This window comes from Micromonospora rhizosphaerae, from assembly GCF_900091465.1.
GTDB classification, from domain to species: Bacteria; Actinomycetota; Actinomycetes; order Mycobacteriales; family Micromonosporaceae; genus Micromonospora; species Micromonospora rhizosphaerae.
Genome location: NZ_FMHV01000002.1, coordinates 3,573,319 through 3,594,873, shown reverse-complemented (window position 1 = coordinate 3,594,873; position 21,555 = coordinate 3,573,319). Strand labels below are relative to the sequence as shown.

Here is a 21,555-nt window from a genome sequence, read left to right as displayed (position 1 = left end):
TTGGCGCAGGTGAGGCCGTGTATCAGTTTGACGCTGGGAGCCGCTACGAGGGGCTGCGCATTGTAGCTACGAGCACGAGGGTCCGACTCTTCCCGTTTCCCCGCTGGCTCCCGCGGGTGGCCGTCCCCGATCCCCCCTTTGCTCCTCAGAGGTTGTCATGGAAGAAGTCGATGAGCAGGAGCTACACATCGAGCGGGTAGCCGCGCTTGATCTTGGCAAGGCGGTGTTGGAGGCGTGTGTGCGGGTGCCGCACGAGTCCAGGCCGGGCCGGCGGATGCAGGAGGTGCGGACCTACCCGACCACCACGGTGGCGTTGCTGCAGATGGCGGACTGGTTCCGCTGCTGGGGTGTGACCCGGGTGGTCATGGAAAGCACCAGCGACTACTGGAAAGGTGTCTACTACCTGCTGGAGGCGGAGGGCTTCGAGTGCTGGCTGGTCAACGCCCGGGACGTCAAGAACGTCCCGGGCCGAGCCAAGACCGACAAGCTCGATGTGGTGTGGCTGGCCAAGGTTGCCGAGCGGGGTATGTGCCGGCCGTCGCTGGTGCAGCCCCGACGGATCCGGGAGTTACGCAACCTGACCCGGTACCGGCGTTGTCTGATCCGCGATCGCACCCGGGAGATGCAACGGGCGGAGAAGCTGCTCGAGGACGCCCAGATCACGCTGTCCTCGGTGGTCAGTGAGCTGTTCGGGGTGACCGGGCGGCTGATCCTGGACGCGCTGGTCGCCGGGCAGCGCGACCCGAGGGTGCTCGCGCAGCTGGCCAAGGGCCACCTCCGGCCGAAGATCACACAGCTGCAGGAGGCGCTGCGCGGGTTCTTCACCGATCATCACGGCGCCATCCTGGCGATGATGCTTTCCAACATCGACCGGCTCACCGCCCAGATCGCCGCCCTTGGACACGATGGTCGAGCAGGCGATCACCCCGTTCGCACATCAAGCACAGCAGTTGGCGCAGATCACCGGAGCCGGCCCCATCGCCGCGCAGGAGATCATCGCCGAAGTAGGCGTAGACATGGCCCGGTTCCCGTCCGCCGCCCACCTGGTGTCCTGGGCCAAGTTCTGCCCACAGACCCACGAGTCGGCCGGCAAGAAGAAGAACAAGGGCCGCGCGAAGGGCAACCCCTGGCTGGCCGCCACCCTGGGCAACATCGCCGCCACCGCCGCCCGCAGCGGCGCCGGCTTCCTCGGCGCCCGACACCGACGCATCGCCCGACGCCGCGGGCCGCAGAAAGCGATTGTCGCCACCGGCAACTCCGTGCTGACCATCATCTACCACCTGCTGTCCGACCCCACCGCCCAGTTCAACGACCTCGGCGCCGACTACTTCACCACCCGCATCGACAGGAACCGCCGGGCCCGCAGCCTGGCCGCCGCACTGCAAGCCGTCACCGGCCAGAAGATCACCATCCGGGACGGCCAAGCCATCATCGAAGCCCAAGCCGCGTAACCTCACCACTGTCACGCAACGACAGCACTCCACACGGCACGCTGTCGGGGCGCTGCCCCGACGCTGCCGCCTGCCCACACGTCCGTTGATTTACGGGTCAGGACCTGTGTCGCCCGCGACGGTGGGGCCAAGGATATGGAGATCCTGGTGCTCCGCCATCAGGTGGCGGTGCTGCGTCGACAGGTGCACCGCCCCGACCTCGAACCGGCCGACCGGGTGGTGCTGGCGGTGCTGTCGCGGCTGCTGCCCCGCCCGCAGTGGCCAGTGTTCTTCGTGACCCCGGCCACGCTGTTGCGGTGGCACCGTGAACTGGTCGCCCGACGCTGGACGTACCCGCATGCCCGGCCGGGCCGGCCACCGGTCAACGCGCAGGTCCGCGAGCTGGTGCTGCGACTCGCGGCGGAGAACCCGACCTGGGGGCACCGGCGCATTCAGGGTGAGCTGGCCGGCCTGGGCTACCCGGTCGCGGCCAGCACGGTGTGGAAGATCCTGCACAACGCCGGAGTCGACCCGGCACCCCGACGGTCCGGACCCACCTGGAAACAATTCCTGACCGCCCAGGCCCACACGATCCTGGCGTGCGACTTCTTCACCGTCGACACAGTGTTCCTCAAGCGGATCTACGTGCTGTTCTTCGTCGAGATCGCCACCCGCCAAGTCCACGTGGTTGGGGTGACCGCCCATCCAACCGGCGTCTGGGTGGCCCAGCAAGCACGGAATCTACTGAGGGACCTCGACCAACGCGCAGCTGGGCTGCGGTTCCTGCTCCGCGACCGAGATACGAAATTTACGGCGGTCTTCGACGCGGTGTTCACCGCCGAAGGCATCGACGTGATCAAAACCCCACCGCAGACACCCCGAGCGAACGCCTTCGCCGAACGATGGGTAGGCACCGTACGCCGGGAGTGCACCGACCGGATCCTCATCGTCAGCGAGCGCCACCTCGCGGCCGTCCTCACCGAGTACACAACCCACTACAACAGCCACCGCCCACATCGATCGCTCGGCCAGCAGCCACCCAACCCGCCGTCGGCAGTCACTGACCTGACCGCCGCCAGGATCCGACGGCGCCCGATCCTCGGCGGGCTGATCAACGAGTATTCGCAGGCAGCGTAGCCGAACCGGCTTTACGAGCCCCACAGCCTGCGCCAGCGACATGCCACCGTAGCCGAGGACGTCGACGACGGCACTGTCCTCGAGCGCCCCAGTGGCTTTCTGCCCCTCCAACCCCCGGGTCGCAGTCACCTCGGGTGACGACGCAACAACGCCGAGCCAGCGACCGGGGTGACCGGCGACCTGGATGCCGAACCGGTGGCCGTTGCAGCCGGTTCGGGTGACCAGGGTGGAGCCCGCGACACCGTCGGCTGCGGCGAGACAGAGCGCGGCGACCACCACCGACAGGTTCAGCGCGAAGGCCGGCGACCTGTCGAGGAAGTCGGCCGCAGCGGTGTCGATGCTGCCGCTGGCCCACTCCCGCAGCGCTGCATTTGCTCAGACACACCTCGCTTTAGAGCACGACGACGAGTTTCCGGTGTGGTGATGCTTTCTGCTCAACCCATGCCTCGGCAACGTCACCGAGTGTAAACGTGCTGAGGTGCATACGAAGGTCACCTCGTCGCGCGTGATGAATGATTTTCTTGTACGCCGCCGCGAGCACGTGTGCTGGGGCGACGAGGTTGGAGTAGCCGAGAACCGCGACCATTCGGCCTCGTACTGCCGCCGAGCTGACAGGGACCTCGGATGCTGCGGACTGTCCGAGGTTCACGACTCGGCCCATGGTTGCGGTGGCCCGGATCGCTGCCAGTGCTGGCGGACCCCACAGTGGGTCGATCGTCACGTCCACCGGGCCGCCCGCGGCTTCTCGGAAGGCGGCTTCGAGGAAGACGGGGTCTTGGCTGTCGAGCGGGACGATGGCATCGGCTCCCAAGTCCTTGAGCGCTTCGAGCGTCTCACCGGGTCGCGCGGCTGCCACGACGTGGCCGGCGCCGAGCAGGCGCGCCGCTTGTATGGCGATCTGGCCGACCGCTCCCGTGGCGCCGAGAACCAGCACACGTTCCCCGGGCATCAGTTGGGCTCGCCACTGCAGACTCACCCATCCCGCTAGCGCGGACACACCCAATGCCGCCGCGTCCGCGTCCGGGAGGTCCTCCTCGATGGGCAGCGTGGCTGATTCCTCGACGCCGACATATTCTGCGAGGGAGCCGGTGCCGCTGTACCCGGCGTGTGTCTCGAACCGGACCCGGGTGCCCGTGGTCAGGCTGGTTGCCTGTACCACGTATCCGACTCCTTCAGCTCCGGGAACGTAGGGGATTGCCGGTGGGCCGGCGTAGAAGTGCCCTGACGCGATGAGTAGGTCTAGCGGGTTCAGCGGCGCGGCGGTTACCCTAACCAGCGCCTGGCCCGGTTTTGGGGTGGGGATTGGGATGTTGGCGACCACTGGGGGCCTACCGAGCTGCTTCAAAAGGGCTGCACGCATGACTAGTCCTGTCGGCGTTGATGCGGTTGCGATGTTCGTGGTGGAGGCAGCGGTTCGAGCACGATTGTCAGGTCCACGCTGAACCATGGGCCGTCCATTCCGTCGGGAGTCTGCGCCTCGGTGGCCTGGTGCGGCTGGAACCGATGTACCAGGCTTGGCTTCACACCGAAGACTGCGTCGGAGTCGAGGTAGGGGCTAGCTGCGTCGAAGATGTGGGTGGTGACCGGGCGATGTCCCCCGGCGCTTCCGATGACGTGGATGTGTGCAGGGCGCCAGGGATGTCTTCCGGTGGCGTTGAGCATCCTGCCAACCGGCCCATCGTGCGGAATCGGGTAGTCGACGGGACGTATGGTGACGAACCAAACCCGTCCGTCCTGATCGGAACGGAACACGCCACGTCCGTTGTTGGGGTCCTGATTGGGATCCTGTACGGCGTAGAGCATGTTGCCGGCGTTCTGCCAGATGTCGAGCGTGGCGCCGGGCACGGGTTCACCAGCTGTATTCACGACGCGCCCATATACCACGAGAGGTTGGCCGGTGGTGGTGTCGATGATCTCCTCACCGTGCTGTCGGACGGGTGAGCCGTCGACGTGAAACGGCCCCAGCACGGTTGACTCGGTGGAGCCGTCAACGGCTCGGTGGTTGATCGCGTCAACGAGCATCGAGAAGCCGAGGGCATCCGAGAGCAGGATGAACTCTTGCCGGGACGGTGAACACATTTGCCCAACCTCGGTTAGAAATTCGATGCCGGCCAGCCACTCCTCTTCGGTCAGCTTCGTTCCGCCTGCGAACGCGTGCAGGTGGGTGACAAGTGATCGCAGGACATGCCCGAGCCGTTCGTTGTCGCAGCTGTCGAAGCTCCGCAGCACTGCCTCGGTGATGCTCTCTTTTGTCGTTGTCTGTGAATGACCGGTCATGCCTGCTCCAATGGATTCCCGCGCTGCGCCGTGGGGCGCTGCGTGGCGGGATACGCCCCCGCCCAGGCGGCCTCCAGCAGCCCGCGTACACCGTCGACTGTGAGGTCTGCAGGGTTGTCGGGGGCGGCGGCGACGATCGCGTATGCGACGTTGGCAAGTTCTGCTCGGGGTAAGCCGAGGTCCCTTAGCCGCGTAGGGGCGCCTAGGGCGGCGGCGAAGGTGAACACAGCATCGGCGACGGCGCCTTGGGGGTGCCCTTCGCCGAGGCATCGTTGGATGGTCGCCAGCGCGGCCGGTGCCGCGGCCGTGTTGTAGGCGATCACCTGTGGTAGTACAGCGCTATGGAGCGCTGAATGCCGCAGGGCGAAGCGGCCGCCCAACTGATGACAGATCGCGTGGTGAAGGCCGGTTCCGGCCCCGGCTAGGGCGGCACCGGCCAGGCTGGCTCCCACTAGCGCGTCACCACGGGCCGAGGCATCGTGTGGGTGCCGGACCGCTCTCGGAAGTGCGGCGTACAGGGTCGCCAGGCCGCGTTCTGCGTACGCCTGGGTAAATGGAGTGGTCCGAGTGCCCCACAGGCCCTGCAAGCAGTGGGCGATTGCGTTCAACCCGCTCGAGGCGGTGAGTTCGGGGCTCATCGTGAGGGTCAGGTCCGGGTCGTAGATCACGGTGCTCGGCAAGACCCGCCAGTCCCGTCCCGTGACCTTCCCCTCCTCCGTGGTGGTGCCGTAGATCGGGGTCATCTCTGATCCCGCGTACGTGGTGGGCACCGCGACCAGCGGAAGTCCGGTCTCTCGGGCGACCGCCTTGCCCAACCCGGTCGCCGAACCGCCACCGACGGTCACGACGCCGTCAACCGCGCGCTCACGTGCGAGGTCAATGACGTCGTGGACCAAGCTCTCCGGCACGTGCTGGATCACCCTCGAGTGGTGCGCGACGAGTCGGCCGCCGAGGTTGGCAATCACCGCCTCGAGGCGGCTGCCCGCAGTCCCGGCGATGAGCAGAACAGAGTTCAGGCCGAGCCCTTCGCACTCCTCATCCAAACGGGCCAGGCCGCCGGCGGCGAACACGATTCGCGCCGGCAGCCGGCTGTCCTGCACCAGGGGTTTCATCTCGACCATGTGCGTCAGGCCTTGGCCGCGTCTTCCCGCTTCGCATCGTCTGCGGCATAGTAGCCATCGCGCTGGTCCTGGTCGCGGGCGTACTCCGGTTGGTAGCGGACCGAGGCGTAGTGGGACTGCTTCTCGGCCTCCGCGGCACGTTCGGCGATGCTCTCCATGCTGCCGAAGCCCAGCACCTCGCGGGCCAGCTCAGTGAGCGGGCCGTCGACCTGGTATTCGGTCCGTTGCATCGTCAGCAGCCTGATCAAGTACAGCGGCGTGCCGTTGAACTTCTCGAACATCTCGTTCCGGGTTCCCCAGTCGGACAAGAACCGTTCGTGGATCAGCTTGAACAGCTTGGTCCGGTCCCATGCCGTCATTGCCGGCCCCCGGAAGGCCTCGGCCAGTTTCGGACCGATGTAGGGGTCTTCGAGATCCGCCCGCGTTGGGTACACGACGATCCCTCGACCGCAGAAGTCGATCAGGATCTCGGTCATCTTGCCGATGTTCTCCAGGTAGTAGGCGCGCCCGAAGTCGACGAAGATGTTGTTCGGCTTGTACAGCCCACCGGGGGTGTGGAACCCGGTTTCCTCGGCCGCCAGGGTGAACGCCCGGCAGGTCTCACGGAACCTGACGAGGTCGGCGAGGTTCGACGCGACAGTCGGTGCCGTATGAGTGCCAAGAGCATGGGTGACGAGGAGCCCGAGCCCGGCGATGAGCTCGGCGTTCGCCACGTGCCGGATCTGCGTCTCAACGTGAATCCAGTCAAAGGTCCGCTGCGGGTACCACTTGGCGTGCTCCGGGTTGCCGACGTGCTGCACTCGCTCCCACGGGATGAAGACGTTGTCGAAGTACGCCATGCCGTCGAGCTCGTCGCCGAGCGAGGCCATCGGCCGGTCGAACTCCGAGGCGTCAGCCGCGGCATTGGATGGGCGGGTGAAGATGGACAGGCCCGGTGAGTTGACCGGCACCAGCGCGTAGACCGTCTGTTCCGGGGTCTGGCCGGGTCGCCACAGGTTGCCGATCAAGAGTTCGTCGACGAACGGCATGCCGGTGCCGATCGCCTTCCACCCGCGTACGACGATCCCGTCGTCGTTACGGTCGACCATGGTGAGCATGGGTGTCTCCGCGAGCGCGTCGTCTCGCGAGCGGTCGTACTGTACGTCCAAGAACATCGGCGAGAACGACAGGTCGTTGTTCTTGATCCGGTGCCACGAATCCACGATGTACTGAGCCAGCGGGCGCCCCTCGTGGAAGCGGGAGTTGTCCTCCCACGGTTGCGGGTCATCAACCATCGTGTAGAAGACGGGAAGCATGCTGCACGGCGGGCGCTTGAACATCGCGCCCTTGAAGTGCCGCCAGATGAGCTCGTAGTACTTGCGCCGCCGTACGACGTCTTCCTTCGACCGCGGAAGGAACCAGTGCATCGCCCGCCGCTCGCCGTCGTCATCTACAAATGTCGTCACGTCCTGGTGCTCGGGGTCATGGTGGAGGTCGTAGTACCCGGCCATCGCCTGGGCATAGCCGCGCGTTTTCGGGTGGATGGTGACATCGTCGATCAACTCACCGCCGCAGTAGACGCGACGGCCGTCCTGCAATCCCTTTAGATACTGCTCCCCGGTTCGGATCATGGTGGTGACTTCCCTTCTTAGGGGTGCGGGTGATTGTGTCGTAGGTTCAGGTGCTTTGCATCTGCCGGTTGAACGAGGCCGCGTCCCAGTAGTCCGCGCTGTGACCGATAGCCCTTTCACCGGCCGTCAGCCACAGCACCCCCGGTAACTCCAACGGCTGCCCATGAGCGGTATAGGGGCCGAAATCGGCCTGCAAGGATCCGGTCAGCCGGTAACGGACCGCAGCGTGCTGCGCGGTGACCGCGGTCGACTCGACGTGCCACATGGCGTCGGGGAATGCACGCAGGAAGAAGCCGAGGCCGGCGACGATCGCGTCGCGTCCCTGTCGAGGTCGACCCGTCGCGACATCCAGGTGGGTGGCGTCGAGGCAGTAGCAGGGTGCCACCGAAGTGGGGCTGTGGTTGTTGTAGGCGTCGAGCAACACGGGCACGATCTGTTTCAGCTCCATGCCAACTGCCCGCCTAGACGCGAGGTTGCGTCGAAGTCGATCGGCTCGTGATACCTGCCTGCCCCGTACAGCAGCGGTCGTCGGCTCCCGTCGATGAAGACCCCAGACACCAGCCCTATCAGCACCATGTGGCTGCCCACTACGCGGGCGTCATCGAGGTCGCAGTCAAAGGCGGCCAGCGAGTCATACAGCAGCGGTGCGCTCGCTCCCTCTGAGGGTAGGCAGTAGTCGTCGAGGTACTTTGGCATACCGGGACGCGAGCACAGCCGAGACAAGAACTCTTGGTCCTGGCTCAGCAGGTTCACCCCGAACCGGCCGCCGGTTTGCACGGCGCCCGCGAGCACCGTGTTCCTGTTCAAACAGATCAAGACTGTCGGTGGTTCTGCACATACCGGGGTGAAGGCGCTAACGGTCATCCCCCATGGCCGGCTCTTGTAGGTGGCGGTAATGATCGTGACGCCGGTGACCAGGCGCCGCATCGCGGCACGGAACTCGTCAGCGGTGACCGCGTTACTCGGGGCAGAGGGTCTGACTGTAGCCGACTGAAGACTCATGGCATCGACCATCCGAATCTGTGAAGGAGCATCGCCGTCGGTAGTCCCGTCGCTCCCGTGGCACGCCATCGACGCTAGGAGCGGGTGAGGTATTCAGCAATACTGTGATTGGTATCACTACCAATCGCTGCATCAATACCTGGGAGCCCCACCATGAACCTGGCGAACGTCGATTTGAACCTGCTGGTGGCGCTTGATGCCCTCTTGACCGAGCGCAATGTCACCCGAGCGGCTGCTCGGCTCGGCATGACGCAGCCTGGCATGAGCAACGCACTGGGCAGGCTGCGGCGGATGTTAGCTGACCCGCTGCTGGTACGCCAAGGACGCAACCTCAGCCTCACTCCGCAAGCCGAAGCCTTGCTCGACCCGCTGGCCAAGATCCTCAGCCTGATCCAGCACACGCTAGAGGACCGCGCGACATTTGATCCTAAAAAGGACAGTCGCAGCTTTACGATCAGCGCATCCGACTACGCCACGCTCGTCCTCGTAGGGCCACTCGTCAGGCGCCTTGCCGTCGATGCCCCAGGAGTGACCGTGCACGTGTTTCCGCGTGCCCCCGAAGCGGCGCAGTTGCTTCGGTCTGGCGAAGTGGACTTCGTCATCGAGCCAAAGGAGTTGATGCCCGCTGCCGAGTTTCCCGGATTGCAACTGTTGGGCGATCGTTGGTCCTGCGCCGTCTGGGTCGACAACGTGGAAGTTGAGAAAAAGATGACCATGGAAACTTATCTGCGGTTACCACACGTCATCTACTCGATCGGACGGTCGCTGTCTCTACCGGACCGGTACCTACAGGAAAGGAATATACGTAGAAGGGTCGAGTCTTCCGTCGACAGCTTCCTGCTAGCTGCATTCCTGTTGAAGGGAACCTCCCTGACCACTCTTCTTCCGCACCGGACCCGCCCCTACCTGCAAGTCGCCTCGGAGATACGGATGCTCGAACCTCCGCTGGAGCTACCCGAAATCACCGAATGGCTTTGGTGGCATCCCAGACATGACCTTGATCCTGGGCATACCTGGCTTCGAACCAGATTCGCCGAAGTGGCATCGGACATTCGGCAGGGGAGCCGACAGTCGACCAGATAGGACGAAGGGCGCTGATGCCCCTATGTTCTGTCAAGCGGTTCGTGGGGTCGGATCTATGGGATCGAGCTGGCGGAGCAGGTGGTAGATCTCGCGGGCGATGTACCGCTTGAGACATCGCATGGCTTCGCGGCGGGTGAGGCCTTGGCTGCTGCGTCGGTCGAGGTAGTCCTGGGTGCGTTGGTCACCCCGTGATCGGGTCAGGGCGATGCGGTAGAGGGCGGCGTTGGCGCGGCGGTCGCCGCCGCGGTTGAGTCGGCGCCGGCGGGTCTTGCCCGAGGACGCCTCGATCGGGTTGACGCCGCATAGCGCGGCGAAGGACGCCTGGCTGTGCATCCGGTCGGGGTTGTCCCCTGCGGTGATCAGCAGCGCGGAGGCGCTGTCGGGGCCGATCCCGTGACGGTGCAGCAGCTGTGGCGCGTTCGAGTTCAGCACGGCGGTGATCTGGCGCTGGAGTTCACGTTCCTCGGCGGTGAGTGTCTGGATGCGCTGGGCCAGGCGGCGCAGGGTGTAGACGGTGGCGGTGGCCACGTCGGTCGGGGCGGTGTCGGGCAGGGCGGCGCAGTGGCGGATCAACGCTGTGTTGGACAGGCCGGTCAAAGTGTCGCGTAGCGTTGTGGCGGCGGTGACGATTACGGCCTTGAGCTGGTTGACCTGTGGGGCTCGAGAATTGGGTTACCCCGGCTGACCCGCGGCGCTGCGCCTGCTCGACGCCGGCGTTGCCGACACAATGGAGTCCGTGATCGCGTCCCTTGTGTACCGGCTGCTTCGCCAAGTGCTGCAGATGTTGACCCAGCTCGCCCGCGACGGTGGAGCCAAGGACGTTGAGCTCCTGGTGTTACGCCATCAGGTGGCGGTGCTGCGCCGCCAAGTGCACCGCCCCGATCTCGAACCGGCCGACCGGGCGGTGCTGGCAATGTTGTCGCGGCTGCTGCCCCGCCCGTACTGGTCGGCGTTCTTCGTCACCCCAGCGACGCTGCTTCGTTGGCATCGTGAGCTGGTCGCCCGGCGGTGGACATATCCGCATGCCCGGACGGGCCGGCCACCGGTCGACCGACGGGTCCGTGAGCTGGTGCTGCGACTCGCGGCGGAGAACCCGTCGTGGGGGCATCGCCGGATTCAAGGTGAACTGGTCGGCCTGGGCTTCCGGGTGACGCCAAGTTCACTGCGGCCTTCGACGCGGTGTTCACCGCCGATGGCATCGACGTGATCAAGACTCCGCCGCAGGCACCTCGAGCGAATGCGTTCGCGGAGCGCTGGGTCGGCACCGTACGCCGGGAGTGCACCGACCTGATGCTCATCGTCAACGAACGCCACCTGGCGACCGTACTTGCCGATTACACATCGCACTACAACGATCATCGGCCGCACCGTTCACTGGGACAGCAGCCACCAAATCCGCCACCGCGCATCGTGGACGTGACCGCCGCCCGGATCAAACGGCGTCCGATCCTGGATGGGTTGATCAATGAGTATTCGCAGGCAGCATAGCCAGACCCGATTTACGAGCCCCACAAGGAGGAGGACGAGGTGGCCAGGGACTACACCTACGCCGAGGCCGCGGCGAAGCTACGCATCGCGGAAACCACCCTCCGGCGCTGGGTGTCCAAGGGCCGCGTCCCCTGTCACCGCCTCGGCCGAAAGGTCCGCTTCACCGACTCGGACCTCGAAGCCGCCTACCAGGTGTGCCCGGCTCTGGCCCGCCGCCCACGTCATAGACCGTCCTAGGAGGGCCGCCCCCGCAGCGGGCGCCTAGCCACCCCGACCCGTTCTGGCTCGCCGCCAGCTGCTGGATCGCGCTTCGGTTGCTAGACGGTTGTTCCGCCTGTTGGGTTACGCGGTCCCCCCGACGGTCACGTGAGTTGGTGTAGAGCGTCAGTCTCTGCTTCTTGTGGAGGCTTTCCCTTCACGCCGCGGCCGCGAGGGCGGCCAAGCGTCCGCGCAGCTCCTCGCCCTGCTCACAGTGCGGTGCGAGCTGCTCGACGATCGCCCGGCGGCTGGCGTTGTCAGGTGCCCGCAGCGCCTGTTCGGCGAGGTCGATCCGGCGTTCCAGCTCGATTCCGCGTTCGGACAGGATCTCCACGGCGCGATCCAGGATCTGCGTGCCGCGGGCGTCGGCCTCGGCAGCGAACAAGACAACGTATTCCTTCGCAACCTCGTCGAGGTTGTCGATCAAGACCTGACGCAGCAGGTCAAGCGTGGCGAGCTTGGACTTGTTGCGCTTGATCAATCCCCAGACCACGCCGAAGGCCAGGGAGAGGCCCACCGGCACGATGACAACCGGACCGCTGATGAAGCCGGCACCCGCCACGATCGCGGTCACGATCGACGTCCCAACGCCGAGCACTTTCGACACGTCCTGAAGGATGTCCTGGCCACTGGTGCGGTAGCGTTGCGAGGGTTCTGTCTTGAGCCTGGTCAGGTCGATCTGGGTGCTAGCTGACCCCATCTGCTCAGCCGATGTGGTGTCGCCGAGGATGGTCTGCACCGATTGGAAGACATTCTCCAGGAACTCCTGCGACTCACGTTCCCACAATTTCTCCGGCCCGTGCTGGCTGGTCCATTCGCGAAGCAGGTCGGCACGTCGCGATTCGATAGCCTCCGACTCCTTTTTCTTCGAGAGATCCGCAGCCCGGATTGCGTCGTCCAGCGCTGTGTGCAGGTGCTCGGCCAGCCCGTCGAATGTACGGGACATATTGCGGATACGGCGTAGGAGGTCCTCGCGCAGCCGCTCCCGGAACTCCGGAATCGTGGCGTTCAGTTGCTCCAGCCTCAGTCGCAGCCGATCCCGCTCGCCCGCCATTTCCTCCAACGGTGTGCGGGCAGTGTGCAGCATTTCCGTCAACAGGCTCAGCCGGCTGGCCAGGGTCCGGTGCGCCTCCTCAGCCACCCCCCGCAGATGGGTCTGTCCCGTGCCCGCCTCGATAAGGTCGGTCAGCACCCCCCGCAGCCGACCCATCCGGCTCCAGCGGGCGTAGTTCTGGCCCTTGTGGCGTTGTCCGTCGCCCTGCTCCATCAGCCACCGGCCGTACGCCTCCCACGCGGGTGAGACCGGGATGAAGCCTTCCGCCCCGATGAAGCCGGGCGAGGCGTCCCGCTGCACCGGCGGGAACCTCTCCACTAGGTAGGAGTTGTTCGCCGAAACCGTCTGCTGCCACGCGGTGCTGTGCTCGCCAGGGTTGGTGGAATTCGCCCGGTCAATGCCCGTCACCACCCAGATCACCGGCTTGCCGGTGCGCACGTGATGGTCGTGCAAACGGCGGATCAGCTCATCATCCTCCCGGCCCACCGTCTGGGTCGCCTGAGTGACAAAGACAAAGCAGTCGGCGTCGTGCCAGGCACGGTCGGCGATCTGGTCGTGCTGTGGGTCGATTGACCCGTGCCCCGGCAGGTCGTAGAGCTTTCCCGGGATGCGGCAGTCGCGCAGCAGGATCTCCACCTCCGCGACCTGGCGGCTGCGGTGGTCGACGCTCAGCCGGTTGATATCCAGCCGAGGGTCTTGCGTGGTGTAGGCCGCGACGACGGCCGGCGGCACCGAGTTGCCGATCGCCTCCCATTCCCGGCTGTCGGTGAACCGGACCCGCAAGAATCCCCGGCCGGAGGCGTCGACATCACTGGCGGCGGTGACCGGCACGACGGTTACCGGGCAGGCCGTCGTGTGCTTGGGGGCCGAATACAGCAGTCCCAGGTATTGCTCGGACGGCATGTCGTCGTCGCCTATGACCTCCTCGTAGTCCAGCATCCCGACCAAGCCACTGATGAGGAAGCTTTTGCCCGACGAGAACTGACCGACGAATGCCACATTGATGAGCGCCGACGCTGCCCGCACCTTGAGCTGATGGACTGCATACATCGCCGTGGCCAGCCATTCGCGGTCGACCTTCCGGTGCTCGTGTACGTCGTCGTGGCCAAGGGACGGCTCGGCGCCCAGCCACTCCTCCAGCGCCTCAAGCTGTTGTCGGACATCACTGGTGAGGGCTTCCAGGTCTGACATCCACATCTCCACGAGAGGTTCGGGGGCTGTCCTACTCGGACCAAGTTTGTTGGGTGTTGGAGAGAGTAGCGGCGATCAGCGAGGCTCATCGATCCCCGTTCGGACCCTGAACCTTGATGATCGGTTGATGGCGCCTGCGCTTCCCGTCAAGGGCGTCCACTTCTGGCAGCGGTGACAGACCGATGCAGACTTCGGCAGCTGGCCGTTCGGTCGGGCCCGACCGTCATCGCTCCTTGAACGGCCGTGCTCTAGAAGAGGGATGGCATTGGAGCACGAGGACGTGCAGCGCCTCAACGACTGCCCTCGGGAAGTCGGGAGAAAGAGATCGGCTGGACGATCGGCCCAGATGAGGATGGCGGCCCACGGCTCTATTGAGCTGTCGGCCGCTGCACTGGCACCCTGGGCCTCTGGCACAGACTCTCAACCGATGGTCTCAGCGCCCGGCATGGAGCCAGGATGCCCTACCGCCCGGCGGCCGCCAGCTTCTCGACGCCGAGGAAGTCCCCCACGATCTGCCGCACCGGCTCGTGGTGCCGGCGGGTCGCGTGCACGTACACGTTCATCGTCGTCGTCACGCTCGCGTGCCCGGCCATCGTCCGCAGCGCCGCCAGGTCGACGCCCTCCGTCGCCAGCAGCGTCAGCAGCGAGTGCCGCAGCCCGTGCATCGTCATCCGGCGCGGCAGGCCCCGCTCTCGGGCCAGGTCGCGGATCTTCACCAACCGGTCCGTGTAGAAGTCCTCGTACCGCCAGTGGTTCCCGCGCGGCGCCACGAACACGAACTGCCGCCCCTGCTCCCGGCTGGCCGCCGCCACCCGCTCGGCGACCATCCGCATCACCGACGCCGGCAGCGGTACCTCCCGGTAGTCCTGCTTCGTCTTCGGCTTGGGCTCGACCACCCACCGCCGGTTCACCTTCCGCAGGACCTGCACGATGGACACCGTGCTGCGGGCGACGTTCACCGCCCGGGGCGGCAGCGCCGACACCTCACCCCAGCGCAGCCCGGTCGCCAGCTTGCACAGCAGCAGGTCCGCCGCCTCCGGGTCGACCGCGTACGCCGCCTCGAGGAACAGCCGGGCCTCGTCCGGGCTCTCCAGGATGTCCCGCTCGGCGCGCGGGCCCTCGGGCAGCGGCAGCCCGTCCATCGGGTTCGACGTCCGCACGGCCGGCTCGCCGTCCTCGCCGGGCCGGCACGCCGCCGTGAAGATCGGCACCACGCTGTCACCCCGGATGTTGGCGATCGTCTTCGCCGACACCGGGCCCGCTGGCAGCTCTCCTGGACGGGTCCGGCCCAGCTCCCCGGCGTCGCGCAAGCCCTGCTGCCACTCGCGCATCTCCCGCCGGGTGATCTCGACGATCGGCCGATCGCCCAGCCGCGGGTAGACGTGCTTCTCCAGGCGCTCCCGGTACTTGCGCATCGTCTCCGGGTGCGGCTTCACGAGCGTGCCCAGCCACTCCTCGGCGTACGCCCGGAACGTCAGCTTCTCCTGGACCGGCTCCGGCGCCGGGGCGACGACGCCGGCCGGGAGCAGGGCGGTGAACCCGTGCTCGACCAGCTGCTCAGGCGACGGCATCCGCTCGCCGGCGGCCTCGACGAGCGTCCTGAAGCGCTTCGCGTCGGCCTGGTAGTCGAACGTCCGGCTGACCTGCTGGCCGTCGCGGCGGCCGCCGTCGCGCCACTTCACCCGCCAGCGAATCGTCTTCCCGCCGTTCGTCGTCCTTCTTTCCAGCCCTGCCACAGTTCCTCCACGTGAAGCGGCCTCGAACCCCGCCTCTGCGGGCTCTGCCGCCGAGCGCACCTATACGCAACAGTGGGACCGTAACCGTCTTGTCGGGGCGGCTCAAGATCGCGCCGCTAGTTGTTCCCGACGACGCCCGTCCGGGCCCGTGCTCCCTCGGTGCTCCCTCGGCGGCAGCAGACCGAGAACCGACTAAGGCCGCTGACCTGAGTAATGCCAGGTCAACGGCCTTCTGTGCGAGTTCTTGATCTTGTGTCCGAGGGGGGATTCGGCCACATGTTCCAAGCACATCCGCTGGGAAGCGGTGTGCATGCGTTGACGGTAGGCCATTGTGGAGCACACTTGCAACACCCCAACAGAGGCATCAGTACGCCCGATCCCCAGCCTTGACGCGGGCCGCAGGATGGCTCACGCCACGCTCGCTGTTCTCAACGACTCGTCGATGGTCGGGTGCGCCGCGAAGCACCACTCCCCCATGAACGTTGACCCTCGGAGCGTGAGCGCTCCCGTCCAGTGAGCCCGTCGATCCGGGTACGGCCCCGCCGAGAGATCCGGGCCGCCCGCCGACCCCGCTCCCACCGATACTGGGACCATCTGATCGCCGCCCCGTTGTGGCCGATGCACGGTGCGAATCTCGGCACCCTGCTGCGTACCTGCGACGCCGTCGGGGCATGCCTGGCCGTACCCCGCTTCCGCTGGATCGATGAGGCCGTCGCCCGCGGCAACAGGCTACGCCGGCCCAGCTGCGTACACCGAATCGGCGACCCAACCGGCTGGCTGCGCACCCAGAAGGACAACGATGCGCACATCGTCGGTGTGGAGCTGGCCGACGAAGCGATCCTGGTTCTGCACCACGTCGAGAACCCGGCCTACGCAGGATAAAAGGGATCGTTGTTACACGGACGGGTCCCAGGCGATGAGCTGATCGAAGATGCGACGGTCGCCGTCCAGCTCCAGCTTCAGAGAATCCGGCGGTATGCGGCCGTAAAAGAACAGGACCAGATCACTGGCCGTGCCCCGGGCGGAGGCGTCGGCCGTGTCCGGGTCCGGGTCCTCGCTGGCAGCCGGCGCGCCGAGGCGGGCGGTCCATGCGCCGTCGCGGGACAGCCGAAGGCGCCAAGAGCGGCCCTCGGTGGCGTAGTAATCGACGACGGCGGGTTCGTGCGGCCAGGCGACATCCGTCGAGCAGAGGGTGAACTGGCAGTCGTCGAAACCGTCGAGGGCGACCTCGTCCGGCAGCGGCTCCGGGTCCCCCACGGTGAGCTGGACATCGTAGGTGTGCACCGCGATCTCGGGAACCTGGCGCCGAGCCCATGCACCGGAGGTTTGCGGTGACTGCGAGTCACCCCACCACGTCCAACAACCGCGGTCCGGGCCGGCCTCGCGCAGCGCGCTCGTCAGTCGCTCGACGGACTCGGTCCACCAGGCCAGGAGAGCCTCGCGTTCCCGAGGCGCACCCGTGCCGTCCTCCCAAGCCGACTTCTCCGGGGGAGCGTCGGCCGGCCCTGCGGCGACGATGGCGGCCGACTTGCGGCGGCCCATGCCCACGTGTTGCACGAGATCGAACAGCGTCCACCCCGGACAGCTCGGCACCGGCACGTCGAGGCTGGGCGCCGCAGCGACCGCGGCGCGGAAGGCGGTCGTTCGTCAATCAGCCGCAGATGATCAGAGAACGTGAGAATCTTGTGCACCCCGGCTTTCTAACACTGTGCTCCGGCAACCGGACAGCGATTTTCACAGCCGACACGGCGGGCGCCGTGGCACTGGCGCGCCAGGGTTCCACCTGCCGTGACCTGCACCGTCACGATGAAAAAGGCTCAATGCTGCGTGACCTGCGTGACCTGCGTGGACGAGGTTTTCGGCAAGCGCAACGTTGCAGCGGCCACGGACGGCCCCTACCCGTAGTCTGGAGTTCGCTTCAAAGCGGTGGCCAGCGCCATTCTTGCGGTTGCTTCCTGTTCGATGGCGTAGCCGCGGTCGAGGCAACTGCGGGCGAAGGCTCCGATCTGGTCAGGCCTGATCGTAAATCGTTCTAGCTGAGTGCGACTGTGAGCCGAGAGAGCCCGGCCGGGGTTGTGTTCGGCAACGCCGACGTCAATGACGTGAACGGTCGTGCCTGCGGCGAGGCGGTCGCGGATCCGGGCAGCGATCCGTACGCCGCCGAGGTCAGCGTCGGTGCAGATCAGCGTCGAGGGAGTTTGCGCTGCTGCTTCCGTGATCAGTTTGACGACGGGATCGGGTGGCTGTCCATGGCACCAGATGACCGGCAGGTCCGGGTCCATATCGCAAAGCGTTTCGGCGGCCTGCCGGTTCTCGATGATTAGTAGCAGGCCAGCGCCGGCACGGACGTCAATGTTGATCGAGTGGCGGTGGCTGAGGCGGATGTCGTGTGGTCCGGGTAGCGGCGATAGGTCGACACGGGTGTCGCCGGCGCGAAGCCGGATCGGGCCGCCGATGCCGATGTACGGACTGCGGGACAGGCCGAGCGCGGCGATCGCGTCGGGTTCGAACCCGAGGTCGGCCAGCAGCCGCTGGACGTCGTCGCGCGCCTTGGTGTTTCCGGCATGGTTTTGCACGAACGCGCGAACGGAATCGTGGACGACGCCGGCCGCTAGGTCGGCGGCGGCGTTGACTACCCAACCGAGCCGGTCCGGGTGATCGGTGGCACCCAGGGCCTGAGCGACGCCGGGCCATTCGTCGCGCAGGTCGGCGGCGAGGTCGGCGGCACGGGTCTGCAGCGTGGTTCGCTGGTCGCGGCGGGCAGTTCGGCGCTCCTGCTCGGCGGCGGCGAGGTCGGGGTGCGGGTAGACCCGCTTGGGTGTCGGCGCGAGGCTGCTGCCTTTGAGGTCGTAGCCGATGGTGACGCAGCCCGCGCGGGCAAGGGTGAACACAATCGTTTCGGCTTGGGTACCGAGTCGGGCGGCGACGTGGGGCCAGGTGTGCTCGCTGCGGATCATCCACGCCCAGTCGGTGTCGCTGAGCAGCCCGGCGGGCCGGTGCGGCGGCAGGTGTGGGGTTTCAGTCCGCAGGCGGGCAGTGCGTGGGCACGGCCGGTTCCGGCTGTCCCGGGGGTACCGGCCGTTTGCCGGCACCGGCGCGTAGGCAACAAGCCCGGGCCGGTCGATCCAGGTGAGGGTGATTTCGGTGTCCTGGTCGGTGTCGGGAGTGGTCACGTCTGCGGCTCCGGACGGTAGGAGGTCATCCACTCGGCAAGGAGTTCGACGCGGGCTGCCTCGGTCTCGCTGCCGATGACGACGGGTGCTTGGTTGTACGCGTACGCATCGGAAGTTCGCCGCAGCTTGATGTACAGGCTCGAAGAGCCGATCGCGTACCGCTCCATGTCGTCCTGCAGGGCGCCGACAACGCTGATGGCGCGGTCCCGCCCGATGTTCTCGAACAGAGCCACCGCGTCGCGGCGGTGGGCGGAGCCGAGATTACGGCCGAGTTCGTCGAGGACGAGCAGCAGCGGCCGGTCCTGGGATCCGGCGAGCGCGGCGGCGCAGACAAGTTTGACGGCCTTGTCGTCCATCTGCGCGGTGTTGCCGCGAAGCCGGTACGATGACAGGGGTTTCCCCTCGCCGCGTCGCCAGCGTGGGGTGACCGTCCACTGCCAGGACTTCTGCGGGTCGGCCGGCGGTTCCGGCTCGGGGTAGTCGAGGCCGGCGCCGTACCCCCCGTACGCCTGGTCGAGGTTGTCGAACTCGTCGGAGACCTGCTTCAGCTTCGCTTTGATGGCCTTCGCCAGGGTGGCCCGCAGCGCCGTGGACGCCAAACGTGCCTCTCTCAAGTGGTCTTCGGCGCTGACCAACGTGCGGGTGAGGTTGGCCCGGCCGTTTTGGATCTGGTCGAGTTGCTGCCGGTCGATGTCTTCGAGGTCGTCGAGGTGTGTGCCGATGATCCGAAGCACTTGGGGAGTGAGGCGGATGTGGGCGTTGAGCTTACGGTCGCGGCGCTGCTGGTCGACGACTTTCAGCTCCTCTGGAAGCGCCTCATCCGGGGTTCCGGGCGGGAAACATGCCCGGTGAAGCTGATCGGCCCGCAAAGCGCACAGGTCGTCCCACTCCGCGATGGTCCGCTCGTGCTCCTGCTCGGTGAGGGTAAGCAGGTGCTGTTCCGCTGAGGCGACGGTTCCCGCCCACGCCTCATGCCGGCGCGGCAGGTCCAATGCTTGCCGTCGTTGGGTCTTCTCCTGCCACGTCTCCCGGTTTTGCTGCAGTTCCCGGCGCAGCGCGTTCAACTGTGCCCTCGCCGTCGCGATCCGCTCGTCGCGGGCGTTCTTCTCTCCCAATGCCGTCTCGTACGCCGCCTTGGCCCGGCCGAGCGGCCCGGCAAGCTCAGACAGCTTGTCGCTGATCTGGTTGTTCTGCACTCGCAGCTTCCGGACTTGACCATCGAGGTCGTCCGCTTCGAGTGCGGCTTTGGCGGCGGCGACGCGTTCGGCGGCACGGTCTCGGGCACGTTCGGCGGCTCGAACGTCGGCGTCGGCGGCCTCGTCGGCGGCGGACGTTTCCTCCAAGACGTGGAGAGCGGCCTGGATGCGGCCGGCGCGACCGGTCATCGCTTCAGTGAACCCGGCGATGCCGTACACGCCGGCGGTCGTGTCAATCCGGCCGGTGTCGTCGTCGGCGCGGTCGCGCAGCGCGGTCAGAAACCGATTCACGGTCATGGTCGCGTCTGGGGCGTTGGGCAGGTCCAGGCCGCCGGGCTTCCCGTCGCGGTCCGCTTCGACCAGCAACGAGCCAGGCACCGTCGTTAGGACCTTCATCGCCTCGGCCGCGTCGGTGACAACGACCGCATGCCGGTACGGCAGCAGCCGCGCCTCCCACACGGGCCGCTGCTGCTCGGTCAGCGAGATCGCGTCCACGAGTGGAATGCCCGTAATGCCGCGGTCACGCAGCGCCTGGACCTGGGCCACCGCGACGTCCTCGCCGCGTTCCGCTGCGTTAAGAGCCTCGCGTGCCTGCTGGACAGCCTTCTGGGTGACACCCTTGTTGCGCTGCGCGGCCTGGATGGCGGCTTCCGCCTCGCGGAGTTCGTGCTCGGCTTCGGGTTGCGTCCGCCCGTCTGCGGCCTCCGCGCTCTTCCGTAGAGTCCGGATCCGGCCGGTGTGCACCTCGATCCGGGCGACGTTTCCCTTCTCCTGGTCTTTCAGGTCGTTGACTGCGGCCTGAGCCTCCTCGTGTGCCTTTACCCGTTGGCGATAGCTGACCTCGAACGTCTTGTCGTCGGTGAGCCGCTCCAGGTTGACGTCGGCGATCTCGATGCTCGCTTCGAGCTCTTCACGCCGGGTTTCGAGTTGGCCGATGTCGTGGGCCAGGTCGTCGTCCGCGGCGACCCCGTCGATGAGGAAGCGTGCGCACCGCGACCTCCAGCTGTCGTATGCGTCGGCCTTCAAGGTGCGGGCTTTTTCCCGAGCGTGAATCATGTCCTCGGTGACGTGACCCGCCTGTTCCACTCGTCGTACTCGTGCTGCGCACGCTGGGCGTCGACCGCGTGCTGGTACTCCTTCTGCCGGGCCTTCAGCTCGTCGTCGATCTCCCTGTTCAGGCCGGTCAACGCACCGATCGCGTCGAAGATCCGCTCCGGGGTCAGTTCGTTCAACGGCTGGGCGAGCAGGTTCGCCGTCGCGCTGGCCCGCACCGACGTCGACAGGAACGACACGCACCGCACCGTCCTGCCGTACAACGTGCGGGCGAGCTTGTTCGCGCGGATGTTCGTGCGGCCGTTACTAGACGGCAGCGTGTCCCACAGCTGGTCGGCGCCGGCGGCCCGGTCGTTCTCCGTGTCGCCGTACGCGACGTGCCGCTGCGGCTTCCACCGCAGCTCGACGTGCGGCGCCTGCCGGTTGATCCGCAACCACACGGTCAACGCATCCGCCTCGATCTCGGCGATTGTGTGGCTAGCTGGCGGGACGAATACGCCGATGATGTAGCCGTGGTCGGCGTTGGCGTGCACGACTTCCTGCCCGGCTAGCTCCGCGGTGAACAGCAGCTCAGCGGCGGCCTGCGCACCCGACTGCAGCCGCCATTGGTCGTCGGCGTGCAGCAGGCTGAGCCCGGCGATGAATGACGACTTTCCGGCGCCGTTGGAGTCCGACGGGCCCTGTCCCGCGACGGTGATCAGTCCTCGTGAGGTGATTGGCACGGGATGGGTCGACAACCGCGAGAT

Annotated in this window: 21 protein-coding genes and 2 pseudogenes; 8 read left to right on the top strand and 15 right to left on the bottom strand. The window is 66.6% G+C overall.

Annotated features, from left to right (window positions below; translation table 11 throughout):
* Window positions 1–157: 157 nt before the first annotated feature.
* Window positions 158–592, top strand: a pseudogene (locus GA0070624_RS36855) (IS110 family transposase); the annotation flags it as partial.
* On the opposite strand, the gene GA0070624_RS35270 reads toward GA0070624_RS36855, so the two are convergent.
* Window positions 569–925 (bottom strand): hypothetical protein, encoded by a 357-nt coding sequence (locus GA0070624_RS35270; RefSeq protein WP_218105178.1) that lies wholly within the window; start codon window positions 923–925, stop codon window positions 569–571. The pseudogene GA0070624_RS36855 and the gene GA0070624_RS35270 sit on opposite strands and share 24 nt — an antisense overlap.
* Between GA0070624_RS35270 and GA0070624_RS35265 the strand changes: the two genes are divergently transcribed.
* The gene (locus tag GA0070624_RS35265; protein WP_218105177.1) at window positions 906–1,451 is read left to right on the top strand and encodes a transposase; all 546 of its coding nucleotides are present in this window, start codon (window positions 906–908) and stop codon (window positions 1,449–1,451) included. The genes GA0070624_RS35270 and GA0070624_RS35265 overlap by 20 nt on opposite strands.
* A 135-nt stretch (window positions 1,452–1,586) precedes the next feature.
* Complete coding sequence (locus GA0070624_RS16880; protein WP_091342246.1) at window positions 1,587–2,567, top strand: integrase core domain-containing protein; 981 nt, start codon at window positions 1,587–1,589, stop codon at window positions 2,565–2,567.
* A gap of 84 nt (window positions 2,568–2,651) precedes the next feature.
* On the opposite strand, the pseudogene GA0070624_RS36850 reads toward GA0070624_RS16880, so the two are convergent.
* The 7 genes and pseudogenes from GA0070624_RS36850 to GA0070624_RS16845 all read right to left on the bottom strand — a co-directional run.
* Window positions 2,652–2,906: pseudogene (locus GA0070624_RS36850) on the bottom strand (oxamate carbamoyltransferase subunit AllG family protein); the annotation flags it as partial.
* 52 nt (window positions 2,907–2,958) lie between these two features.
* Complete coding sequence (locus tag GA0070624_RS16870) at window positions 2,959–3,927, bottom strand: quinone oxidoreductase family protein (protein WP_176731736.1); 969 nt, start codon at window positions 3,925–3,927, stop codon at window positions 2,959–2,961.
* A gap of 2 nt (window positions 3,928–3,929) precedes the next feature.
* On the bottom strand, window positions 3,930–4,844 hold the full coding sequence (locus GA0070624_RS16865) for an intradiol ring-cleavage dioxygenase (protein WP_091342241.1): 915 nt from the start codon (window positions 4,842–4,844) through the stop codon (window positions 3,930–3,932).
* Entirely contained in the window at window positions 4,841–5,965 is a 1,125-nt protein-coding gene (locus GA0070624_RS16860; RefSeq protein ID WP_091342239.1) for an iron-containing alcohol dehydrogenase, read from the bottom strand. The genes GA0070624_RS16865 and GA0070624_RS16860 overlap by 4 nt, the downstream gene beginning before the upstream one ends.
* 5 nt (window positions 5,966–5,970) lie before the next feature.
* Window positions 5,971–7,575, bottom strand: a complete 1,605-nt coding sequence (locus tag GA0070624_RS16855) for a 4-hydroxyphenylacetate 3-hydroxylase N-terminal domain-containing protein (protein WP_218105176.1) — start codon at window positions 7,573–7,575, stop codon at window positions 5,971–5,973.
* A gap of 46 nt (window positions 7,576–7,621) precedes the next feature.
* Window positions 7,622–8,023, bottom strand: a complete 402-nt coding sequence (locus GA0070624_RS16850; protein WP_091342236.1) for a nuclear transport factor 2 family protein — start codon at window positions 8,021–8,023, stop codon at window positions 7,622–7,624.
* Window positions 8,014–8,502, bottom strand: a complete 489-nt coding sequence (locus tag GA0070624_RS16845) for a flavin reductase family protein (RefSeq protein WP_176731735.1) — start codon at window positions 8,500–8,502, stop codon at window positions 8,014–8,016. The genes GA0070624_RS16850 and GA0070624_RS16845 overlap by 10 nt, the downstream gene beginning before the upstream one ends.
* 228 nt (window positions 8,503–8,730) lie before the next feature.
* Between GA0070624_RS16845 and GA0070624_RS16840 the strand changes: the two genes are divergently transcribed.
* Window positions 8,731–9,660, top strand: a complete 930-nt coding sequence (locus GA0070624_RS16840; RefSeq protein ID WP_091342230.1) for a LysR family transcriptional regulator — start codon at window positions 8,731–8,733, stop codon at window positions 9,658–9,660.
* A gap of 30 nt (window positions 9,661–9,690) precedes the next feature.
* On the opposite strand, the gene GA0070624_RS16835 is transcribed toward GA0070624_RS16840, so the two are convergent.
* On the bottom strand, window positions 9,691–10,257 hold the full coding sequence (locus tag GA0070624_RS16835) for a transposase (protein ID WP_176731734.1): 567 nt from the start codon (window positions 10,255–10,257) through the stop codon (window positions 9,691–9,693).
* Between the two features lie 139 nt (window positions 10,258–10,396).
* On the opposite strand from GA0070624_RS16835, the gene GA0070624_RS35785 reads away from it, so the two are divergent.
* The 3 genes from GA0070624_RS35785 to GA0070624_RS16825 are packed head-to-tail and all read left to right on the top strand — an operon-like array spanning window position 10,397 to window position 11,385.
* Window positions 10,397–10,867 carry a hypothetical protein gene (locus GA0070624_RS35785; protein ID WP_245718832.1) on the top strand — a complete coding sequence of 157 codons (471 nt, stop codon included), beginning with the start codon at window positions 10,397–10,399 and terminating at the stop codon, window positions 10,865–10,867.
* Window positions 10,840–11,148, top strand: coding sequence for a transposase (locus tag GA0070624_RS35780; RefSeq protein ID WP_245718831.1), 309 nt, complete (start codon window positions 10,840–10,842; stop codon window positions 11,146–11,148). The genes GA0070624_RS35785 and GA0070624_RS35780 overlap by 28 nt, the downstream gene beginning before the upstream one ends.
* Window positions 11,149–11,187: 39 nt before the next feature.
* Window positions 11,188–11,385, top strand: coding sequence for a helix-turn-helix domain-containing protein (locus GA0070624_RS16825; RefSeq protein WP_176731733.1), 198 nt, complete (start codon window positions 11,188–11,190; stop codon window positions 11,383–11,385).
* A 178-nt stretch (window positions 11,386–11,563) separates the two neighbouring features.
* On the opposite strand, the gene GA0070624_RS16820 is transcribed toward GA0070624_RS16825, so the two are convergent.
* Complete coding sequence (locus GA0070624_RS16820) at window positions 11,564–13,651, bottom strand: P-loop NTPase family protein (protein ID WP_141715057.1); 2,088 nt, start codon at window positions 13,649–13,651, stop codon at window positions 11,564–11,566.
* Window positions 13,652–14,112: 461 nt separating this feature from the next.
* Window positions 14,113–15,387 (bottom strand): tyrosine-type recombinase/integrase, encoded by a 1,275-nt coding sequence (locus tag GA0070624_RS16815; RefSeq protein ID WP_091342221.1) that lies wholly within the window; start codon window positions 15,385–15,387, stop codon window positions 14,113–14,115.
* Between the two features lie 618 nt (window positions 15,388–16,005).
* Here GA0070624_RS16815 and GA0070624_RS16810 point away from each other — a divergent pair.
* The gene (locus GA0070624_RS16810; protein ID WP_218105175.1) at window positions 16,006–16,269 is read left to right on the top strand and encodes an RNA methyltransferase; all 264 of its coding nucleotides are present in this window, start codon (window positions 16,006–16,008) and stop codon (window positions 16,267–16,269) included.
* Between the two features lie 12 nt (window positions 16,270–16,281).
* Here the strand turns inward: GA0070624_RS16810 and GA0070624_RS16805 are convergent, their stop codons facing one another.
* The 4 genes from GA0070624_RS16805 to GA0070624_RS35775 form a co-directional block, all read right to left on the bottom strand.
* Window positions 16,282–16,980, bottom strand: coding sequence for a maleylpyruvate isomerase N-terminal domain-containing protein (locus GA0070624_RS16805; protein WP_245718830.1), 699 nt, complete (start codon window positions 16,978–16,980; stop codon window positions 16,282–16,284).
* Window positions 16,981–17,282: 302 nt separating this feature from the next.
* Entirely contained in the window at window positions 17,283–18,560 is a 1,278-nt protein-coding gene (locus GA0070624_RS16800) for a DUF2399 domain-containing protein (protein WP_091342218.1), read from the bottom strand.
* The gene (locus tag GA0070624_RS16795) at window positions 18,557–20,842 is read right to left on the bottom strand and encodes a coiled-coil domain-containing protein (RefSeq protein ID WP_245718829.1); all 2,286 of its coding nucleotides are present in this window, start codon (window positions 20,840–20,842) and stop codon (window positions 18,557–18,559) included. Before GA0070624_RS16795 ends, GA0070624_RS16800 begins: the two co-directional genes overlap by 4 nt.
* Window positions 20,809–21,531, bottom strand: a complete 723-nt coding sequence (locus tag GA0070624_RS35775) for a hypothetical protein (RefSeq protein WP_245718828.1) — start codon at window positions 21,529–21,531, stop codon at window positions 20,809–20,811. Before GA0070624_RS35775 ends, GA0070624_RS16795 begins: the two co-directional genes overlap by 34 nt.
* Window positions 21,532–21,555: the final 24 nt, after the last annotated feature.